Source organism: Vibrio sp. Vb1554 (assembly GCF_033344235.1).
Genome location: NZ_JAWPOJ010000004.1, coordinates 104127 through 120073 on the forward strand (window position 1 = coordinate 104127; position 15947 = coordinate 120073).

At 42.8% G+C, this 15947-nt stretch carries 16 protein-coding genes and 1 pseudogene; 9 read left to right on the forward strand and 8 right to left on the reverse strand.

Going from position 1 to position 15947, the window contains the following annotated elements:
• The first annotated feature begins 23 nt into the window (after positions 1–23).
• The 3 genes from R8N28_RS05335 (at position 24) to R8N28_RS05345 (ending at position 1518) form a co-directional block, all read left to right on the forward strand.
• Positions 24–284 (forward strand): DUF5062 family protein, encoded by a 261-nt coding sequence (locus tag R8N28_RS05335; protein ID WP_005376453.1) that lies wholly within the window; start codon positions 24–26, stop codon positions 282–284.
• 224 nt (positions 285–508) lie between these two features.
• Positions 509–1003 (forward strand): YcxB family protein, encoded by a 495-nt coding sequence (locus R8N28_RS05340; RefSeq protein WP_065275264.1) that lies wholly within the window; start codon positions 509–511, stop codon positions 1001–1003.
• A 344-nt stretch (positions 1004–1347) separates the two neighbouring features.
• Entirely contained in the window at positions 1348–1518 is a 171-nt protein-coding gene (locus tag R8N28_RS05345) for a hypothetical protein (RefSeq protein WP_162564176.1), read from the forward strand.
• A 310-nt stretch (positions 1519–1828) separates the two neighbouring features.
• Here the strand turns inward: R8N28_RS05345 and R8N28_RS05350 are convergent, their stop codons facing one another.
• Together R8N28_RS05350 and R8N28_RS05355 are read right to left on the reverse strand one after the other, a co-directional pair.
• Positions 1829–3025, reverse strand: coding sequence for a lipase family protein (locus R8N28_RS05350; RefSeq protein WP_033906522.1), 1197 nt, complete (start codon positions 3023–3025; stop codon positions 1829–1831).
• Positions 3025–3573 carry a DUF6795 domain-containing protein gene (locus tag R8N28_RS05355; RefSeq protein WP_033906564.1) on the reverse strand — a complete coding sequence of 183 codons (549 nt, stop codon included), beginning with the start codon at positions 3571–3573 and terminating at the stop codon, positions 3025–3027. Before R8N28_RS05355 ends, R8N28_RS05350 begins: the two co-directional genes overlap by 1 nt.
• Before the next feature lie 352 nt (positions 3574–3925).
• Here R8N28_RS05355 and R8N28_RS27450 point away from each other — a divergent pair, with 352 nt between their 5' ends.
• Together R8N28_RS27450 and R8N28_RS05360 are read left to right on the forward strand one after the other, a co-directional pair.
• On the forward strand, positions 3926–4123 hold the full coding sequence (locus R8N28_RS27450) for a transposase (RefSeq protein ID WP_033906523.1): 198 nt from the start codon (positions 3926–3928) through the stop codon (positions 4121–4123).
• A gap of 234 nt (positions 4124–4357) precedes the next feature.
• Positions 4358–4510: pseudogene (locus R8N28_RS05360) on the forward strand (YcxB family protein); the annotation flags it as partial.
• A 119-nt stretch (positions 4511–4629) separates the two neighbouring features.
• Here R8N28_RS05360 and R8N28_RS05365 read toward each other — a convergent pair.
• The 3 genes from R8N28_RS05365 to R8N28_RS05375 all read right to left on the reverse strand — a co-directional run bounded on the left by R8N28_RS05365 (position 4630) and on the right by R8N28_RS05375 (position 7043).
• Entirely contained in the window at positions 4630–5370 is a 741-nt protein-coding gene (locus R8N28_RS05365) for a helix-turn-helix domain-containing protein (protein WP_206957499.1), read from the reverse strand.
• A gap of 104 nt (positions 5371–5474) precedes the next feature.
• Complete coding sequence (locus R8N28_RS05370; protein ID WP_042520770.1) at positions 5475–5936, reverse strand: carboxymuconolactone decarboxylase family protein; 462 nt, start codon at positions 5934–5936, stop codon at positions 5475–5477.
• A gap of 195 nt (positions 5937–6131) precedes the next feature.
• Entirely contained in the window at positions 6132–7043 is a 912-nt protein-coding gene (locus tag R8N28_RS05375) for a DMT family transporter (RefSeq protein WP_005388780.1), read from the reverse strand.
• 108 nt (positions 7044–7151) lie between these two features.
• Here R8N28_RS05375 and R8N28_RS05380 point away from each other — a divergent pair, with 108 nt between their 5' ends.
• The 3 genes from R8N28_RS05380 (at position 7152) to R8N28_RS05390 (ending at position 9788) form a co-directional block, all read left to right on the forward strand.
• Positions 7152–8042 (forward strand): LysR family transcriptional regulator, encoded by an 891-nt coding sequence (locus R8N28_RS05380; RefSeq protein WP_237289134.1) that lies wholly within the window; start codon positions 7152–7154, stop codon positions 8040–8042.
• A gap of 266 nt (positions 8043–8308) precedes the next feature.
• A complete protein-coding gene (locus R8N28_RS05385) occupies positions 8309–9136 on the forward strand; it encodes an MBL fold metallo-hydrolase (RefSeq protein ID WP_225452537.1) in 828 nt (275 codons plus the stop codon).
• 250 nt (positions 9137–9386) lie between these two features.
• Positions 9387–9788: a VOC family protein gene (locus R8N28_RS05390; protein WP_005388788.1), complete on the forward strand. Its 402-nt coding sequence runs from the start codon at positions 9387–9389 to the stop codon at positions 9786–9788.
• Between the two features lie 240 nt (positions 9789–10028).
• On the opposite strand, the gene gcvP is transcribed toward R8N28_RS05390, so the two are convergent.
• The 3 genes from gcvP to R8N28_RS05405 form a co-directional block, all read right to left on the reverse strand.
• Positions 10029–12893: an aminomethyl-transferring glycine dehydrogenase gene (gcvP, locus tag R8N28_RS05395; protein ID WP_017820968.1), complete on the reverse strand. Its 2865-nt coding sequence runs from the start codon at positions 12891–12893 to the stop codon at positions 10029–10031.
• A gap of 126 nt (positions 12894–13019) precedes the next feature.
• Positions 13020–13400 carry a glycine cleavage system protein GcvH gene (gene gcvH, locus R8N28_RS05400; protein ID WP_005376432.1) on the reverse strand — a complete coding sequence of 127 codons (381 nt, stop codon included), beginning with the start codon at positions 13398–13400 and terminating at the stop codon, positions 13020–13022.
• Between the two features lie 53 nt (positions 13401–13453).
• Complete coding sequence (locus R8N28_RS05405; protein WP_005376430.1) at positions 13454–14749, reverse strand: serine hydroxymethyltransferase; 1296 nt, start codon at positions 14747–14749, stop codon at positions 13454–13456.
• A 379-nt stretch (positions 14750–15128) separates the two neighbouring features.
• Here R8N28_RS05405 and R8N28_RS05410 point away from each other — a divergent pair, with 379 nt between their 5' ends.
• On the forward strand, positions 15129–15752 hold the full coding sequence (locus R8N28_RS05410) for a helix-turn-helix domain-containing protein (protein ID WP_005376429.1): 624 nt from the start codon (positions 15129–15131) through the stop codon (positions 15750–15752).
• The last annotated feature ends 195 nt before the right edge of the window (positions 15753–15947 follow it).

Consider the following 15947-nt stretch of genomic DNA (forward strand, 5'->3'; position numbering starts at 1 on the left):
GAAGCGAAGAAGAGGATTTATAAATGTCAAAAAGCTCCAAGCTTCACAATGAAGACAAACTGGTTAAGAAGGCACTAGAGATTGGTGGGAAGATGGCGAAGCTACAAGGCTTTGACCTTCCTCAGTCACCACAACCTCTGAGAGTAAAAGCGATTTACCTATTCTTGGTCGACGCCAAACAGATCACGCCACTACCGGAAAGCAAGCTAGACGGCGCAAGCATCAAACACCGACTGGCAGTCTGGATACACAGTGCATTGCCAGACAACGACCCTCTAAAGTAGAAAACCTCAACAAGTCACACAGGTTATTAATTAGCAAGGCGAGCCAAATGGTTCGCCTTGTTTGCTCTTGGCAAGTGCACCGAGGTCTTTTGGCGTGGCGGTATCATTGATTTACAAAACTGAATCAAAATGACTAAAGATAAATCCCGAGAAGCGCTACAATGCAGGTGTTGCGAGAGTGCAACCAAGATTACTCATTTACAGAAGCCTTGAAGTAACCATACATGTCTAAAGATTTCGAATTCACTACAGAATACATACTCGACAAACCTTTCTTTGCTGAGTGTTATGATCAAACTAGCCAGCCAACGAAGTTCCCACAAGCGTACCTAAAAGGGATGCTGTTTCTTATCTTTGGTGTGGTTTTATTGGAGTTTGAACTGCTACCTAACGGTTACGTCGGTTGGTTCTTTATCGTATTGAGTGTGATTGAAGCGTGTAGCGTTTACTTCAAAAGAACTTGGTGGCTGTGGCGTCAAACCATCAGCTCAAGCCGCGGCAGTAAAGTGGTGTTTGAAGTGAATGCAGATGGCGTGCGCTACAAAAGCGGTAAAGTTGACCGCAGCCTCGCTTGGAATGATATCGACCAACTCGAACAAACTGATTTGGGCTTTATCCTTCACCTTGGTAAACAACGCCAATACATCAGCAAATCTTGCTTAAATGAAGAAGCGATCGCGTTTATAGTAGAGCGGCACGCGGCATCAAAAGCGAGCTAACAAAAAAGCGAGTCCGTGGGTTTGCTTTTTTGATCTTAGGGTTTGATGCTTATGGGGTAGCTCTGATTCAGGCTCAAAATCTGAACCACTACACTCGGTGTTTCTGGTTGCGTCTTTCCAGTATATGGACTCCTTAAGTGTGCTGCGGAGTTAGTGTGTAAACTGAACCAAAAAAGTGACAATGAGATAGTTTATTGTGAGCCTACAGTGATGACGCCAACTTCTAGAGCATTTTTGCTCGATTACTATGTTCGGCAAAGGTTTGACATTCGTTAGTTTGTTGGGTTTTCCCTAATAAAGTTCATGTGGCCAGTGTTGGACTTATGCGTCTAAAGGTAACTTCTATGCGGAAGAAACTTATTCGATTTGAGGGGGCTATCCATGGAATTGCGATTCGAGCCCCATGGGAGGCGTTCGAAGCTTTAGGTAAAGTAGCCTATGAGAATGGAGTGTACAGCGAGAATCGAACCTACATCATCATCAGCTTGGAAGGGGGCGCAGTTCGGGTTTTGTAAGAGCCATTTCCCATTAAATCTATTTAATGTCAATTGTTTAAGTTACTTTTCCAACAGAAATCCAAAAACAGTTGAAACTGTAAACCTACATTTTGGCTCCTAATCACGAATTTGAAAATAGTGAAAAATTCATTATTTTCAAATTCGTTTTGATAAATCGCGACCCGATTTGGTTAGAAAGTTTCATCTAAAAAGTGCTTAATAAGAATCCCATTTAGCGGCGTTATGTCAATGTCACCAGTTAACTTATGAGGTGACGAGTTCACCTCTAACTAAGCATTCACGTTACTATGCCATTGCAATGGTTAGGTTAACTTAGCAACGATATCGCTTGTTTAGATACTCTGACTAGTCGTCCAATGGTTCTTTCGAAAACCCATCTAATGAATCGGGCGGATAGATCCTCAACGATGGTCCCATAGTGACCGGCAAAAACAAGCATATGGCCTAATAAGCCTTTTAGTTGCTCTTCATTGCGCTTAGATGATTTAGCAACGGCTTCTAGCTTTCTTGAAAGCCAATCATAAAAGGTCAAGCCAGCAATCACGCCTGCTTGAATCGTTACCGTTGACAAAAGAGCCACATCTTTCAAATAGGTGATAAGTGCGCCCTGTATTCTATCGGCCCAATACTCCGAAAAAGAAGCTTGATTTCGTTGCTCATACTTTAGACGGATAGGGGTAAATAAGTGGTCATTCGATTTCCTCTTCAACGCTCCCCAAGAATCCGAGGAAGCAGTGTTTAAGTAACCCGGATTTTTGTTTCTTGCCATCAAATGGGCTGATATGCTTAACCCAGTGCCAGAGTCCAAGCGGTACTCGCCTGTTGAGATTGGAGCATGAATAAATGGCCAAAGCGGTATTTTGGGTACAGGATCAGCACCATGCGTACATCGATAAACACCATCGTTTAGCTTTTCCGATGAGCGTGCGTATGCTTCCAGACCAACTCTAGGAGCGCCAAAGGTGTATAAGGTGGTTCTGACCTTCATCTCATTACGCACCCAATCAGCGCAAAGTGATGCGAGTGCTCCACCTAAGCTGTGCCCAACGCAATGTATACGTTTTGGTTTAGGATTCATCTGCATAATATACTGCTTCAACTTGGGGCTAAGACTTTGAAAACAATTGTTGAAACCAGCATGAGCGGGCGAACCGTTTGGTGATCCTTTCACCCCTATATTCGCATTTGTGATCCAGTCATTAGCATTTTGTGTTCCTCGAATTGAAATGACAATTTCATTCTCAAATGTAGAACCTTTACCAGTGCCAACCACTGCAAACGCCTCTGAAGTTCTCATCAAGCCAGGGATAACTTTACGCAATACCGGTACATTGGATAAACCCGCTACACCGCCTGTAAAACCATCAAATACATCATCTTCAGAAAAAGAAAAGTGATTTGAAAAACTGTTTTTGCCCGGCATGATAAAACGGCCATTATTTTCATAAGCTTTGTAAGGAATATCCGCTATTTCTGAAGCCATTTTTGGTGTTAACTTTGCCATTACGTGTCCTTATTTAGTAATATTTTTTCAGAAAATCCTTTCAAATCACACCTACTAATAATTTCAAGATCGAGGCCATTCTCAACAAATTTATTTTTAAAAAAGTAACGATATTCGTCCGAATTAATCTCACAACTTAAATCAAGAAGATTATCTGAAATAAATTCATAGGGTTTCACGTCAGAAAAACGAGCCTCTAGTAAGTAGTATTTTTTGCCATCTACAAAAATGTAAATACCAATGTAGCTAGAGGATTCATGAAGGGCAGGTTCTTTAAACGTCTGATAGTGATATGTAGGTTGGAAATGAAAATAACCATTTTCTGACGTAATTGTCTCGGTGATATAACGGTTTTTAGAAAAAGCCGTGTGTAGATAAACTACCTCGCTAGTAAACGCTTTCCCGTCTAAGTATAAGCGACCAGTGATCTCTGAGCTAAGTATGTATTGAAACTTTTTTAATTTGAAGAAATTAAACATATCTGCGTTACAACCTGTTGAGAGCAATAATATTGTGGCACTCATAAGGGAAACCAGTATTTTAGTCATTTGTTTACCAATATTGTACATAGGTCAACCCATATCCACGCGTGAGACGATACTATGTCCTAATGCTCTCAAGTGCTAGCCTAGGACCGCCCCAATTCTCAAAAATAAGTCATGTCAAAGCTTATATCTAGGCATACTTTAAAAAATAATGTAAATGACATGTCTATTACTTTCATGGGGTAAACATAAGTAGACTCCCTCTGGCAAAAAAATACCGAGCTATTCGTTAAAGTACCTATCCACGTCCATTTCGTAAGCTTGCATACTCATTGTCTCATTCTGAATTCTTATCATGAAGACCAGTTAACAATAGCTACCGCGAAAATGGTTGTTTTTTTATAACCGATAAAACATGGCGCCATCTCAACTTTTTCAGCACCATTGCTATATCACAGCGAAAATACCTCGAGTTCACTATAAAGCTCATCGATGTGCCTGGGCAGGTTGGAGTGGTGTCAAAGATGAGCTTCCGAAAGCGAATGTTACTCTCGACTGGTTCCATATTGTGCAGTTATTACACTGGCTGTTGATGACGCTCGAAAAACAATGACATGCAAAAAGCTCTTCGTTGGGCGGTGTTAAAGGATGCTGAGAGTCCGATGACAGATAGGCAAGTACAAGCTTTAGTTGACTAGAGCCAGTAAGAAAAGTCCTAACAACCTTAGAAAAGCACCCAGAGAGAATACTTCAACGTTGGAGCTCGACCTATGCTAATACCGAGAATTTGACTGACCGAGGCACTGAATACTGTGGCCGTGTTGAACAGCATGATTACCAACTCTACCTAGCTATCAATGATATCGACCAATTCGAACAAACTGACTTGGGCTTTATCCTTCACCTTGGTAAACAACGCCAATACATCAGCAAATCTTGCTTAAATGAAGAAGCGATCGCGTTTATGGTAGAGCGGCACGCGGCATCAAAAGCGAGCTAACCAACTCACATCAAGCTGGAATGAGCGATCGAAAAAGTAGGTGATATATGATCGAACATTGTAACAAGTATATGGTCGATTCTGAATCAATTGGGTTTGATGTAGAAAGCTAATAAGGTTTAGAGGTTTCTCTTTCGGACATACTGCTTCGGTGTCATGCGCGCAATCTGCTTACACTCTCTAGTCATGTGTGCTTGATCGGAAAAACCTTGCTCTAGCGCCAACTCCGATAAAGTAAGATCGGGTTGCGCTCGGAGTTGCTCTAAAGTGTGCTTAACTCGTTTAATGCGTTGGTAATGTTTAGGAGTAATCCCCAACCATTTCTGAAAATTGCGCTCTCTCTGGCGCTGACTGATGGTCCCTGTAGGTTGGTCAATAATGTGGCCGACATACTGCGGTTCACATTCCTCAATCAGTGTTTGAACCCAGCGATATAACGTAGAAATCCTTGCATATGGCGAACGAGCTGTTTGCAGAGACTCAAATGTTGCTAGTGCAGAAGAAGCCAAAGGGTGGTCGTCTTGAATCCGCAATAGCTGTTCTAGACGTTTACCAAATAGTTGATAACCAACAGCAGGATGAAAGCGTACGCCAGTCATCACCGCGCCTGGCGGTAGGCAGACCTGATGTGCCAGAATGCTTATAGGCAGTAGGACAACCCCCGGCGTCTGCCACTCACCATCTATTTGTACTTCATTCTGTAAAATGAATACCACACCTGTACCAGCATCACTGAGTAATTGTTTACGTACGGTTTGCGTCGTATCAGGTTTGACGGATGCTGACCAAATGGCTTGAACATAGCCAGCTAAAGCCTTTTGAGGTTTTAAAATATCAAATTCTAAGTTCAAATGAATCATCCTATTTAACCTCAACTTAAATGAGAAAGTGATACACATGTAATTTTCATCCTATTAAGTTGAGGTATAAGCAGTGGCTTACAAGTAAGAACCGTCAAATAGAATTATCGAGGTTTATAGACTCCAACCTTTGGCTTAAATGCCTTAACTATTCGGTTCCAACTATTGATCGCGTTGATCGCAATTGTTAGGTTGACCATAGCTTCTTCTCCAAAGGTATTCAAGGTCAGCTGATAGGTATCATCATCTACTGGTAGGCCAGCAGTTAGTAGTTCAGCCCAGCCTAGTGCAACGTGTTCTGCATCGCTGTAGAATGGCATATCTTTCCATGCACTAAGCCCCCATATGCGTTCCGGCTTTTCACCTAACTGAAGCGCATCTTTACTATGCATGTCGATACAAAATGCACATTGATTGATTTGCGATATGCGTAACTTAACCAGTTCCCATATGATCATGTTCATGGTTTCTGATTGGCTAAATTGTTCATGGAAGTAAGCTTCCTGAGCGTATAGGATTTCTATTGCTTTTGGCGCTACTTCAATATAGTTGAGTCGTTTCTTCATGGTCATTCTCCTCTGTTTTTTACATAGTAAAAAACGCTCTTAGCAAAAGATTGAAGATTTTCGACATGTACTCAATAAAGTTAGATAAAAGAGTGAACGACGAAAGCGAAAAGTGTACCTATTGGAAACCAAGAAAACTTATGCCAATTAACAAAGTATTGCTCTAAATAATGGACTTAAGGTTGGCGTCTATTTTTACTCCACCACCTTCCGTAAACGAGCAAAAGGTGCTGAGTTACCTATATACACACCAGCCGCAACGATAAAGACGCCTAAAACATTTTCCCATTGAGCCTGCTCACCAGAAATGAACGAAATCAGTAGAGTGAATACCGGCATAATATTAAATAATGGAGACATCTTATCTGGACCAAGAACGATAGCGCCTTTCATCCAAAAGTAATAAGCAATCAAAGTTCCAAACAGGCTCATGTAAGCTATTAATGCTAGGTCTTTAAATGTTATGGCATTTAAGCTACGGCTAAAGTCGCCGTGGTACATCGCTATAGCGACCATTTGAATGGCACCAATACTTAACACCCAACGTAACTGCTGAGTTACTGGGATATGAGATGTTAAACGCTTCGCTAGAATTGTGTATAAACACCCACTAATTAAAGCAAATAACATGTATAGATCACCAATATTACTATTGCTGCTAATAGAATGAATATTTCCCCCTGTAATGACGATTACCACTCCACAAAAACTGATTAGTGCACCTAAAATAGTTTTAACCGAAATGGAAGTCTTGAGAATAAAGCCCGACAACAAGATAGTGACAAGTGGTAGGTTTGCCTGAACAACCGCTGCGTTAACTGGGGTAGTAAATCTCATTGCAGAGAAAATAGAGAAGTTTTGGATAGTTACACCCACGGTTGCTATAACAAACAACGACAACATACTTTTTCGTGTGAGTTTGGCTCCATATGGAGAGCGTTTAGTACCTCTTATCAGTAAGAGTATTAAAGCTGCAACGGAAAATCGTAACGTCGCTGAATCCAAAGGAGAGACATCGCTATTAATAGCCTTTATTACGTTAAAGTTACTAGACCAAAAAAAGATAGCGACAACAACACCGCACCAAATTGATAAATGCTTAGACATAGATCTTCCTGATAAAAATTAACTTGACGCGATAATGCTATATATTTCATATTTGATTTTTAATAGCCAAATTTAAGAGGGTTAATCCCAAATATGGAACGTCACTCTTTGGATGACCTTTTGTTATTCGTTTCTGTTGCTCGCTATCAAAGCCTAACACAAGCATCTGAGCGTCTTAATGTCCCGTTAGCCACGCTAAGCCGGAAGTTAAAAAGGCTGGAAACAAACTTAAATTGCAGACTATTTAACCGCAGTGCACACCACTTTGCGTTAACAACTGATGGCGAAAAATATTATCAACTCTGTGAGCCGTTACTTCTTAGCTTAAGTAATGTGACATCGAGAATTGCGACTGAGCGTCAGTCTTTAAGCGGAACGATCAAAATATCAGCGCCAATTAACATGACACAGATGTGGTTAAAGCGGTGCGTTTATGAATTTGCAGAGCAACATCCGAAGATATGTATCGATTTAGATGTACAGAATGAAAAAATCAATCTTGTATCTAACCGTGTCGATGTTAGTTTTCGTCTTGGTGATCTTATTGAACAAGACTGGATTGCTCAGAAATTATGGTCGATTCCATTTGCGCTTTGTGCATCACGAAGCTATTTAGAACAACACCAACCGATTACCCATCCAGAACAACTTGTTCATCATCGCCTAATTACGGTAAACAACGACTGCCAATGGAAATTAGTTAATCAAATCACCAATGAAACATTTGATCATCCGCTAAAGTTTCAATTCACTTCAAATGATGTACTGCTAGTTAGAGACGCCGTCATCCATGGTTTAGGAATTGCGTGGATTCCAACCTATTACTTTCATGAGCTAAATCATGATCAACATAACCTGCTGCCTTTGTTGCCAGAATGGCAATGCTCGGGTAAAGAAGTATTCATTATGTATCGAGACCGCGATAAAAGGCCTGCAAGAGTTGATGCATTTATTGAACATGTCTTAAATTGGAAAAATCGCATTCAAATGTTTGCTTGAAAGAGGTTTATCACATTGTGCTGTGCCGGTAACCTCAATTGAAGCTTCATGACTCTGCTTCAATTGAGTTCATTTATTTAACCTCTAAAAGAATCATGAATACATAGGCAGTTAATGGGATTCGAGTTTACAAGTGATTCGGTCAGCTAAAACTCAAGCTAAGTAGAAAGTATTTGCAGTTGTATTTGCCTCTGAAAATCGTTTAGAGCTTTCTCATCCGCGAAGTTCTATAAGAAATTATTAAGGATATATTTGTGTGCGATTTCGTGAAAAAAATTATTGTAGGTTTACTTTTCAGTGCTTCGTCTTTTGCTTCCTTAAGTCAATATGTTCCAGCAATGAATGATAAGAACGGTTATGTAGAACCATTTCAGATGTTTGATAATGTCTATTATGTAGGAGACAAGTGGGTCTCATCATATGCCATTGCTACAGACGACGGACTCGTTATCATTGATACGCTTGACTTCCCTTACTCTGAGTGGATACCTATCAACCTAGAGAAGCTAGGGCTAAAAGATAAGCCAATAACGCACATATTGGTAACTCATGGGCATTCTGACCACGTTGGAGGCGCCCAGTTACTTCAAGAGAAGTATGGTTCCAAAGTCGTGATGACCAAAAGCGCTCATGAACTATCTATACAGCAATCAAACAAAAGCGAAGGTGAGAACAAGTTCCTTCCTCCAAACTTAGACATAGAGATAAAAAGCGATAGCTCTATGGCTATTGGTGGACATGAGTTTAAGTTCTATCTCACACCTGGCCACACGGAAGGTGATTATTCCTTAGACTTCACTGTTGAAGATAATGGCGAACAATATCGTGCTTTTATCGTTGGTGGGCATAGCGTAAGTAGCAATGATCCAGAAGTTATTGGCCAGTTCCTGACTAGCATGGAGAAAATTAGAAAAATTTCACTACAGGCACCTATTGTGAACGTTAACCTTTCGAACCATCCACATAAAAATTTCCTTTTTGAAAATAGGAAGAAGCTCGGCACAAGCGGTAACCCGTTTATCAGTGAGGCAAACTTCTTCATGTTCCTTAAGCAACAAGAAGATTTAGCTAAGGGAAAACTAGAAGAACTATAATACCGTGGTATACGAGCAGCCTTCTTTATTAGGTTAGAGATTTGCTCTTGAGTTATAGCTAAGGCTTTAATAAGTTGCTCAATCAAGATTCGACACTGGTGGCAGCTATATTGTTTGTCGGTTCTAGTGACAAAGGCGCCGTGCGTAAGCATTCGTATTGTGTGCCTTACACATTTGCAAGGCGTTATGTGCTTTCTAGAAAAGTCTCAAAATAGAGTACAATTAGCGTTTTGACACAGCGGAAATCATCATGGCCAAAACTGTTCAGCAGCAAATCGGAAACATTGCTCTAGTCGTTGAAAATTACGACGATGCTATCGAATTCTATACTCAAAAACTTCAATTCACTCTGGTTGAAGATACCAACCTAGGTGGTGGTAAACGCTGGGTTCAAGTTTCTCCTCCAAACTCCAATGGTACAAACCTACTTTTAGCTCAAGCGAGTACACCGGAGCAAACGCATGCAGTAGGAAATCAAACAGGTGGTCGTGTTTTCCTGTTTCTGCAAACTAATGATTTTTGGCGTGACTACGAGTTGATGAAGAAAAATGGTGTTGTATTTAATGAAGAGCCTCGTGTGGAAGAATACGGGACAGTGGTGGTGTTCCAAGATCTCTATGGTAATAAGTGGGACTTACTGCAACTGAACTGAGAAACTACACAGCACCTGCATAACATAGTGTTCATGAGGAGTTTCCAACAAGCTTTTAAGGCTCTGAGATATTAGTGCTAATTCAAAGGTTCTCAGAAGTCACTGTATTTCTAAATCACTTTTGTGCAAACAATAACTAGCCATCATTCCTTCTCGATGTATCAACAAATGTTACGGCGGCACACCAAAAACAAAGGCGAACCAATCGGTTCGCCTTTGTTTATTTAGATTCTACAAAAATTAATCTTCGTAGTTATCGATGCTTGGGCATGAACAGATTAGGTTACGGTCACCGTATACGTTATCTACGCGATTTACCGTTGGCCAGTACTTCCAAGATTTGGTCGCTTTAGACGGGAAGCAGCCAATCTCGCGAGAGTAAGGGCGGTCCCAATCTTCAGCTGAAAGATCAACTTGTGTGTGTGGCGCGTTAACAAGTGGGTTGTTATCCAGTGGCCATTCACCGTTTTTCACTTTCTCCATTTCTTCGCGGATAGCGATCATCGCATCACAGAAGCGGTCTAGCTCTTCTAGATCTTCCGATTCCGTTGGCTCAACCATTAGCGTGCCCGCTACAGGGAACGACATAGTTGGTGCGTGGAAACCGTAGTCCATTAGACGCTTCGCGATGTCTTCTTCGCTGATACCTGTTTCTTCTTTCAGCGGACGAATGTCGATAATACATTCGTGCGCTACGCGGCCATTTTTGCCACGGTAAAGAACAGGGTAGTGTTGGCGAAGTGTTTCCATCACGTAGTTTGCGTTCAGAATTGCTACTTTTGTAGCATCTGTTAGGCCAGCTTCGCCCATCATTGCGATGTAAGCCCAAGAGATAGGCAGGATAGAAGCGCTACCCATATCTGCTGCTGATACTGCGAAATCTGCGCCTTCTACACCGTCTTCAATATGCCCTGGTAAGAAAGGAGCTAGGTGAGATTTCACACCGATAGGACCCATACCCGGACCGCCACCACCGTGCGGGATGCAGAAGGTTTTGTGTAGGTTTAGGTGAGAAACGTCTGAACCGATGAAGCCTGGTGATGTTAGACCAACCTGCGCGTTCATGTTAGCGCCGTCTAGGTAAACCTGACCACCAGCGGCATGAACCATTTCACACACTTCTTTCACTTTCTCTTCGTAAACGCCGTGCGTAGAAGGGTAAGTGATCATAATGCTTGATAGGTTGTCTTTGTGTTTCTCGATTTTCGCTGCTAGGTCGTCGATGTCGATGTTGCCTTCTTCATCACACTTAACCACAACCACTTTCATTGACACCATAGATGCTGTCGCAGGGTTAGTACCGTGCGCAGAGCTTGGGATCAAACATACGTTGCGGTGACCTTCGCCACGGCTTTCGTGGTAGCGTTGAATCGCGATAAGGCCTGCGTACTCACCCGATGCACCAGAGTTTGGTTGTAGTGAGAATGCGTCATAGCCAGTGATTTCACATAGCTTTTCTTTAAGGTCTTTTGCGAGTGCTGCGTAACCAGCTGCTTGTTCTGCTGGTGCGAACGGGTGGATCGAACCAAACTCAGGCCAAGTAACTGGGATCATCTCTGCTGCTGCGTTCAGCTTCATCGTACAGCTGCCCAGTGGGATCATGCCGTGCGTGAGTGAGAAGTCTTTGTTCTCTAGCTGTTTTAGGTAACGCATCATCTGTGTTTCGCTGTGGTGCGTGTTAAACACAGGGTGTGTTAGATATTCTGTTGTGCGGCGCAATGCTTCTGGAATGGCTGCAAACTCGTTGCCTGCGATTTCAGTTGATAGTGCTGCGACTTCTTCTTTCACACCGAATACTGCGAATAGGGCTTCTACATCTGCCACGGTTGTGGTTTCGTCGAAGCTCACACCTAGCTGAGTACCCAACTTACGTAGGTTGATGTCTGCGGCTAGTGCTTTCGCGTATAGGTCTTCAGTTTGTGCACCTGTGTTGATAGTGATGGTGTCGAAGAAGCTGTTGTGAGCAAGCTCGAAGCCGCCTTTAGTTAGGCCAGCGGCTAGGATGGCTGTCATGTGGTGCGTACGACGAGCAATCGTGCGTAGACCTTCTGCGCCGTGGTAAACCGCGTAGAAAGACGCCATGTTCGCTAGCAGTGCTTGAGCAGTACAGATGTTTGATGTCGCTTTTTCACGACGGATGTGCTGTTCACGCGTTTGCATTGCCATGCGCAGTGCTTGGTTGCCGTTAGTATCGATAGAAACACCGATAACACGACCTGGCATAGTACGCTTGTGCTTGTCACGTGTTGCCATGAAGGCAGCGTGTGGACCGCCGTAACCCATCGGCACGCCAAAACGTTGTGCTGAACCGATTGCTACGTCTGCGCCCATTTCACCAGCAGGTTTAAGTAGGGTAGAAGCAAGAAGGTCCGTTGCTACAGTCACTAGTGTTTTGTTTGCTTGCGCTTTAGCGATGATGTCCGTTAGGTCACGAACTTCACCTGTTGTACTTGGGTATTGAACTAGTGCGCCGAACACGTCTTGCTCTGGTAGTGATTCTAAAGAACCAACCAAGACTTCAAAGCCGATGAATTTCGCACGAGTTTTTACCACTTCGATGGTTTGTGGGTGAACGTCGTCAGCAACGAAGAATACGTTGCTCTTGCTTTTACCCGCACGCTTACAAAGTGTCATCGCTTCTGCTGCTGCCGTTGCTTCATCGAGCAATGACGCGTTCGCGATTTCCATACCAGTAAGATCCATCACCATTTGTTGGTAGTTTAGAAGTGCTTCTAAACGACCTTGTGAGATTTCTGGTTGGTAAGGGGTGTAAGCAGTGTACCAGCCCGGGTTTTCCATCACGTTGCGTAGAATCACGTTCGGCGTGAAGGTGTTGTAGTAACCCTGACCAATGAATGTACGTTTAACTTGGTTCTGATCGGCGAACTTACGCATTGCTGCCAGCATGTCTGCTTCGCTTTTCGCTTCTGCCAAGCTCATTGGTTGCTCTAGGCGAATTTGTGCTGGTACGGTTTCGTCGATAAGCGAATCTAGGCTAACTGCGTTGATCGCTTCCAACATTTTCTGTTGGTCAGATTTGTTTGGTCCATTGTGGCGAGCAACGAACTCGTTTTGTGTGCTGAGGCTTTGAAGTAATTCAGTCATTGTCCTTTACCTACTCCTTGGTTCGGGTAACGGATTTGCGTTACTGATAAATTAAATTATACGTCCGAACCTAGAAAAAAAGCTGTTCTCTAAACAGGCTAGGGAACAGCTTTCGTCACATCCTAATTACTCTTCTTCGATAGAGTTTAGGTATTCGTCTGCGTCTTTCAGGTTATCTAGTTCAGATACATCAGACATCTTCACTTTTACGATCCAGCCACCTTCGTACGGCTCTTCGTTAATTAGCTCTGGGCTGTCTTCTAGTTCTTCATTGATTTCTACGATTTCACCAGTGATTGGTGCGTAGATGTCTGACGCTGCTTTTACAGATTCAACGAGAGAGAAGCTTTCACCTGCTTCAACTTCGTCTTCTACGTCTGGTAGGTCAACGAATACCACGTCACCTAGCATTTCTTGTGCATGCTCAGAAATACCAATTGTTACTGTGCCGTCACCGTTGTCACGTACCCACTCGTGGCTATCTGCAAACTTCAGTGTTTTGTCCATTGCTTAATCTCCGAATAACTTGTCAGGAATTATTATGATTTTAAAAAAATCGTTTACTGGTATAGAGGAAAGCGACTGCAAAGTTCTTTTACTTCTTTGCGAACGCGTTTTTCAACTTCTGCGTCACCTTCAGGGTTGTTCACTAAACCGTCCAGTACGTCACCAATCCAATTACCGATGAGTTTGAATTCTTCAGCGCCAAAGCCGCGGCTTGTACCCGCAGGCGTTCCTAAACGGATGCCCGATGTAATCATAGGCTTCTCTGTATCGAATGGGATGCCATTTTTGTTACATGTGATCCCAGCACGCTCTAGAGCTTCTTCTGCTTTATTGCCTTTCAACCCTTTCGGACGAAGGTCAACCAGCATTAGGTGCGTGTCTGTGCCACCAGTTACGATGTCGCAACCGCGAGTTTGCAATACTTCCGCTAGGACTTTTGCGTTATTGATCACCGAATCAATATAAGTTTTAAATTCAGGGCCAAGCGCTTCACCAAATGCGACCGCTTTGGCTGCGATAACGTGCATCAGTGGGCCACCTTGTAGGCCAGGGAATACGGCTGAGTTGATTTTCTTAATGATGTCTTCGTGGTTAGTAAGAATCATACCGCCGCGAGGGCCACGCAATGTTTTGTGTGTTGTAGTCGTAACAACGTGTGCGTGTGGCAGTGGGCTAGGGTGCGCGCCTGTTGCGATAAGACCGGCGATGTGTGCCATGTCGACCATAAGAATTGCATTTACTTCGTCTGCGATTTCACGGAATTTTGCAAAGTCGATAGTACGTGGAATAGCGCTACCACCTGCGATGATCATTTTAGGTTGGTGCTCAAGTGCTAGCTCACGAACATCTTCGTAGTTGATTTCCAGTGTTTCGCGATCAACACCGTATTGAACTGCATTAAACCATTTACCAGAAAGTGCAGGGCGTGCACCGTGCGTCAGGTGACCACCTGCGTCTAAAGACATACCAAGAATGGTGTCACCAGGTTGAAGCAGTGCTAGTTTTACTGCGCCGTTTGCTTGTGCGCCTGAGTGTGGTTGAACGTTTGCGTATTCACAATTGAAAAGTTTTTTTGCGCGTTCGATAGCAATGGCTTCCACTGTATCTACGTGCTCACAACCACCATAGTAACGACGACCTGGGTAGCCTTCAGCGTATTTGTTTGTTAGGCATGTGCCTTGAGCTTGCATTACCGCTTTAGAAACAATGTTCTCAGAAGCGATAAGTTCGATTTGTTCGTTTTGGCGAGCGGATTCCGCTTGAATTCCAGCAAAGACAGCATCATCTGTCGCAGAGAGGTTGGTAGAGAAAAAGTTTTCCAAGCTGTGGTTAGGGTAACTCTTATTCATGGTAGTTGACCTTCCAAATCTGAAAATGAACCCGCAATAGATGAGTTATGATTTGCGGTTGTGGTTCATTTGTCCTCAAAAACAGCTGAACTGCGTAGCAGAACAGAGTGAACATCCGGCCCTAAATTTGGGCAAAAACTCCGTTGGATTGCGTGTTTCCTTTACCAATCTCTTACGGAAATATGCATCTCTACATCTAACAAGTTGGTAACATAGCGCCTGTGACGGGAACAATCAACCAAAAATTTCCTATAGGAAACAAGATTTCAAAATTTGTTAACAAGAGCACGGTTTAATTCACTTGGTGGACTTCTATCCACTATGTGCTTCATGCACAATGCGAGTAAGACAAAAAATATGGATATCTATAGAGGGATTTATGGCAGAAAGTATTTACGATGAATACCCATCGATGACGTTGGCAAAAGAGCAACATGACCAAAATATCGAGCCGTTAAAACTGGGCCAGCGTATTAAGGATATCCGCTCGAAACTCGGTATCACATTAGAAGAGGCCAGTCAGCGAACCGGGCTTGCTCGATCTACACTGAGCAAAATAGAAAATGAGCAGATCTCCCCGACGTTTCAAGCGATGCAAAAATTGGCACTTGGCTTACAAATTGACATGCCACAACTATTTGAGCCACCTAGAAAAAAGGTAGCGACAGGGCGTAGGGATGTTACCAAGAAGAATGAAGGTAAACCACACCCAACACAAACTTATGAACATGAACTGCTCGCGACACAACTTTCCAATAAGAAAATGATGCCGTTTAAGAGCCAAATTCGAGCTCGTAGTTTTGATGAATATAAAGACTGGGTTCGTCATGATGGCGAAGAATTTCTGCTTATCTTATCTGGTGAGGTCATGTTCTATTCTGAGTTTTACGAACCTGTTGTTTTAAGCGAGGGAGACAGCGTTTATTACGATGCAAATATGGGACATATGTTGACCAGTGTTAGCGAGGAAGATGCGCTCATTTTGTGGGTGACAGCCAAATAGTGATAAATACTTGTAAATTTCCTATAGTGAAAGCAAACGATTGCTGTTGGTGGTCGTTATGATGAAAAGGCGCTTTTTTGATGAGAACTTGCTCATTAAAGCGCTTTTTTTTGTACGATTTGTTGTGATTAAAATGTTAAGAGTCACACTTTTGCAAGTCGATCTACGTCTTGTTCGTGCAAAATAGAATGAGCC

Bases quoted from the DNA above. Each gene is read 5' to 3' on its own strand.
- R8N28_RS05335 (WP_005376453.1), top strand. From the start codon at position 24: ATGTCAAAAAGCTCCAAGCTTCACAATGAAGACAAACTGGTTAAGAAG.
- R8N28_RS05340 (WP_065275264.1), top strand. From the start codon at position 509: ATGTCTAAAGATTTCGAATTCACTACAGAATACATACTCGACAAACCT.
- R8N28_RS05345 (WP_162564176.1), top strand. From the start codon at position 1,348: ATGCGGAAGAAACTTATTCGATTTGAGGGGGCTATCCATGGAATTGCG.
- R8N28_RS05350 (WP_033906522.1), bottom strand. From the start codon at position 3,025: ATGGCAAAGTTAACACCAAAAATGGCTTCAGAAATAGCGGATATTCCT.
- R8N28_RS05355 (WP_033906564.1), bottom strand. From the start codon at position 3,573: ATGACTAAAATACTGGTTTCCCTTATGAGTGCCACAATATTATTGCTC.
- R8N28_RS27450 (WP_033906523.1), top strand. From the start codon at position 3,926: ATGGCGCCATCTCAACTTTTTCAGCACCATTGCTATATCACAGCGAAA.
- R8N28_RS05365 (WP_206957499.1), bottom strand. From the start codon at position 5,370: ATGATTCATTTGAACTTAGAATTTGATATTTTAAAACCTCAAAAGGCT.
- R8N28_RS05370 (WP_042520770.1), bottom strand. From the start codon at position 5,936: ATGAAGAAACGACTCAACTATATTGAAGTAGCGCCAAAAGCAATAGAA.
- R8N28_RS05375 (WP_005388780.1), bottom strand. From the start codon at position 7,043: ATGTCTAAGCATTTATCAATTTGGTGCGGTGTTGTTGTCGCTATCTTT.
- R8N28_RS05390 (WP_005388788.1), top strand. From the start codon at position 9,387: ATGGCCAAAACTGTTCAGCAGCAAATCGGAAACATTGCTCTAGTCGTT.
- gcvP (WP_017820968.1), bottom strand. From the start codon at position 12,893: ATGACTGAATTACTTCAAAGCCTCAGCACACAAAACGAGTTCGTTGCT.
- gcvH (WP_005376432.1), bottom strand. From the start codon at position 13,400: ATGGACAAAACACTGAAGTTTGCAGATAGCCACGAGTGGGTACGTGAC.
- R8N28_RS05405 (WP_005376430.1), bottom strand. From the start codon at position 14,749: ATGAATAAGAGTTACCCTAACCACAGCTTGGAAAACTTTTTCTCTACC.
- R8N28_RS05410 (WP_005376429.1), top strand. From the start codon at position 15,129: ATGGCAGAAAGTATTTACGATGAATACCCATCGATGACGTTGGCAAAA.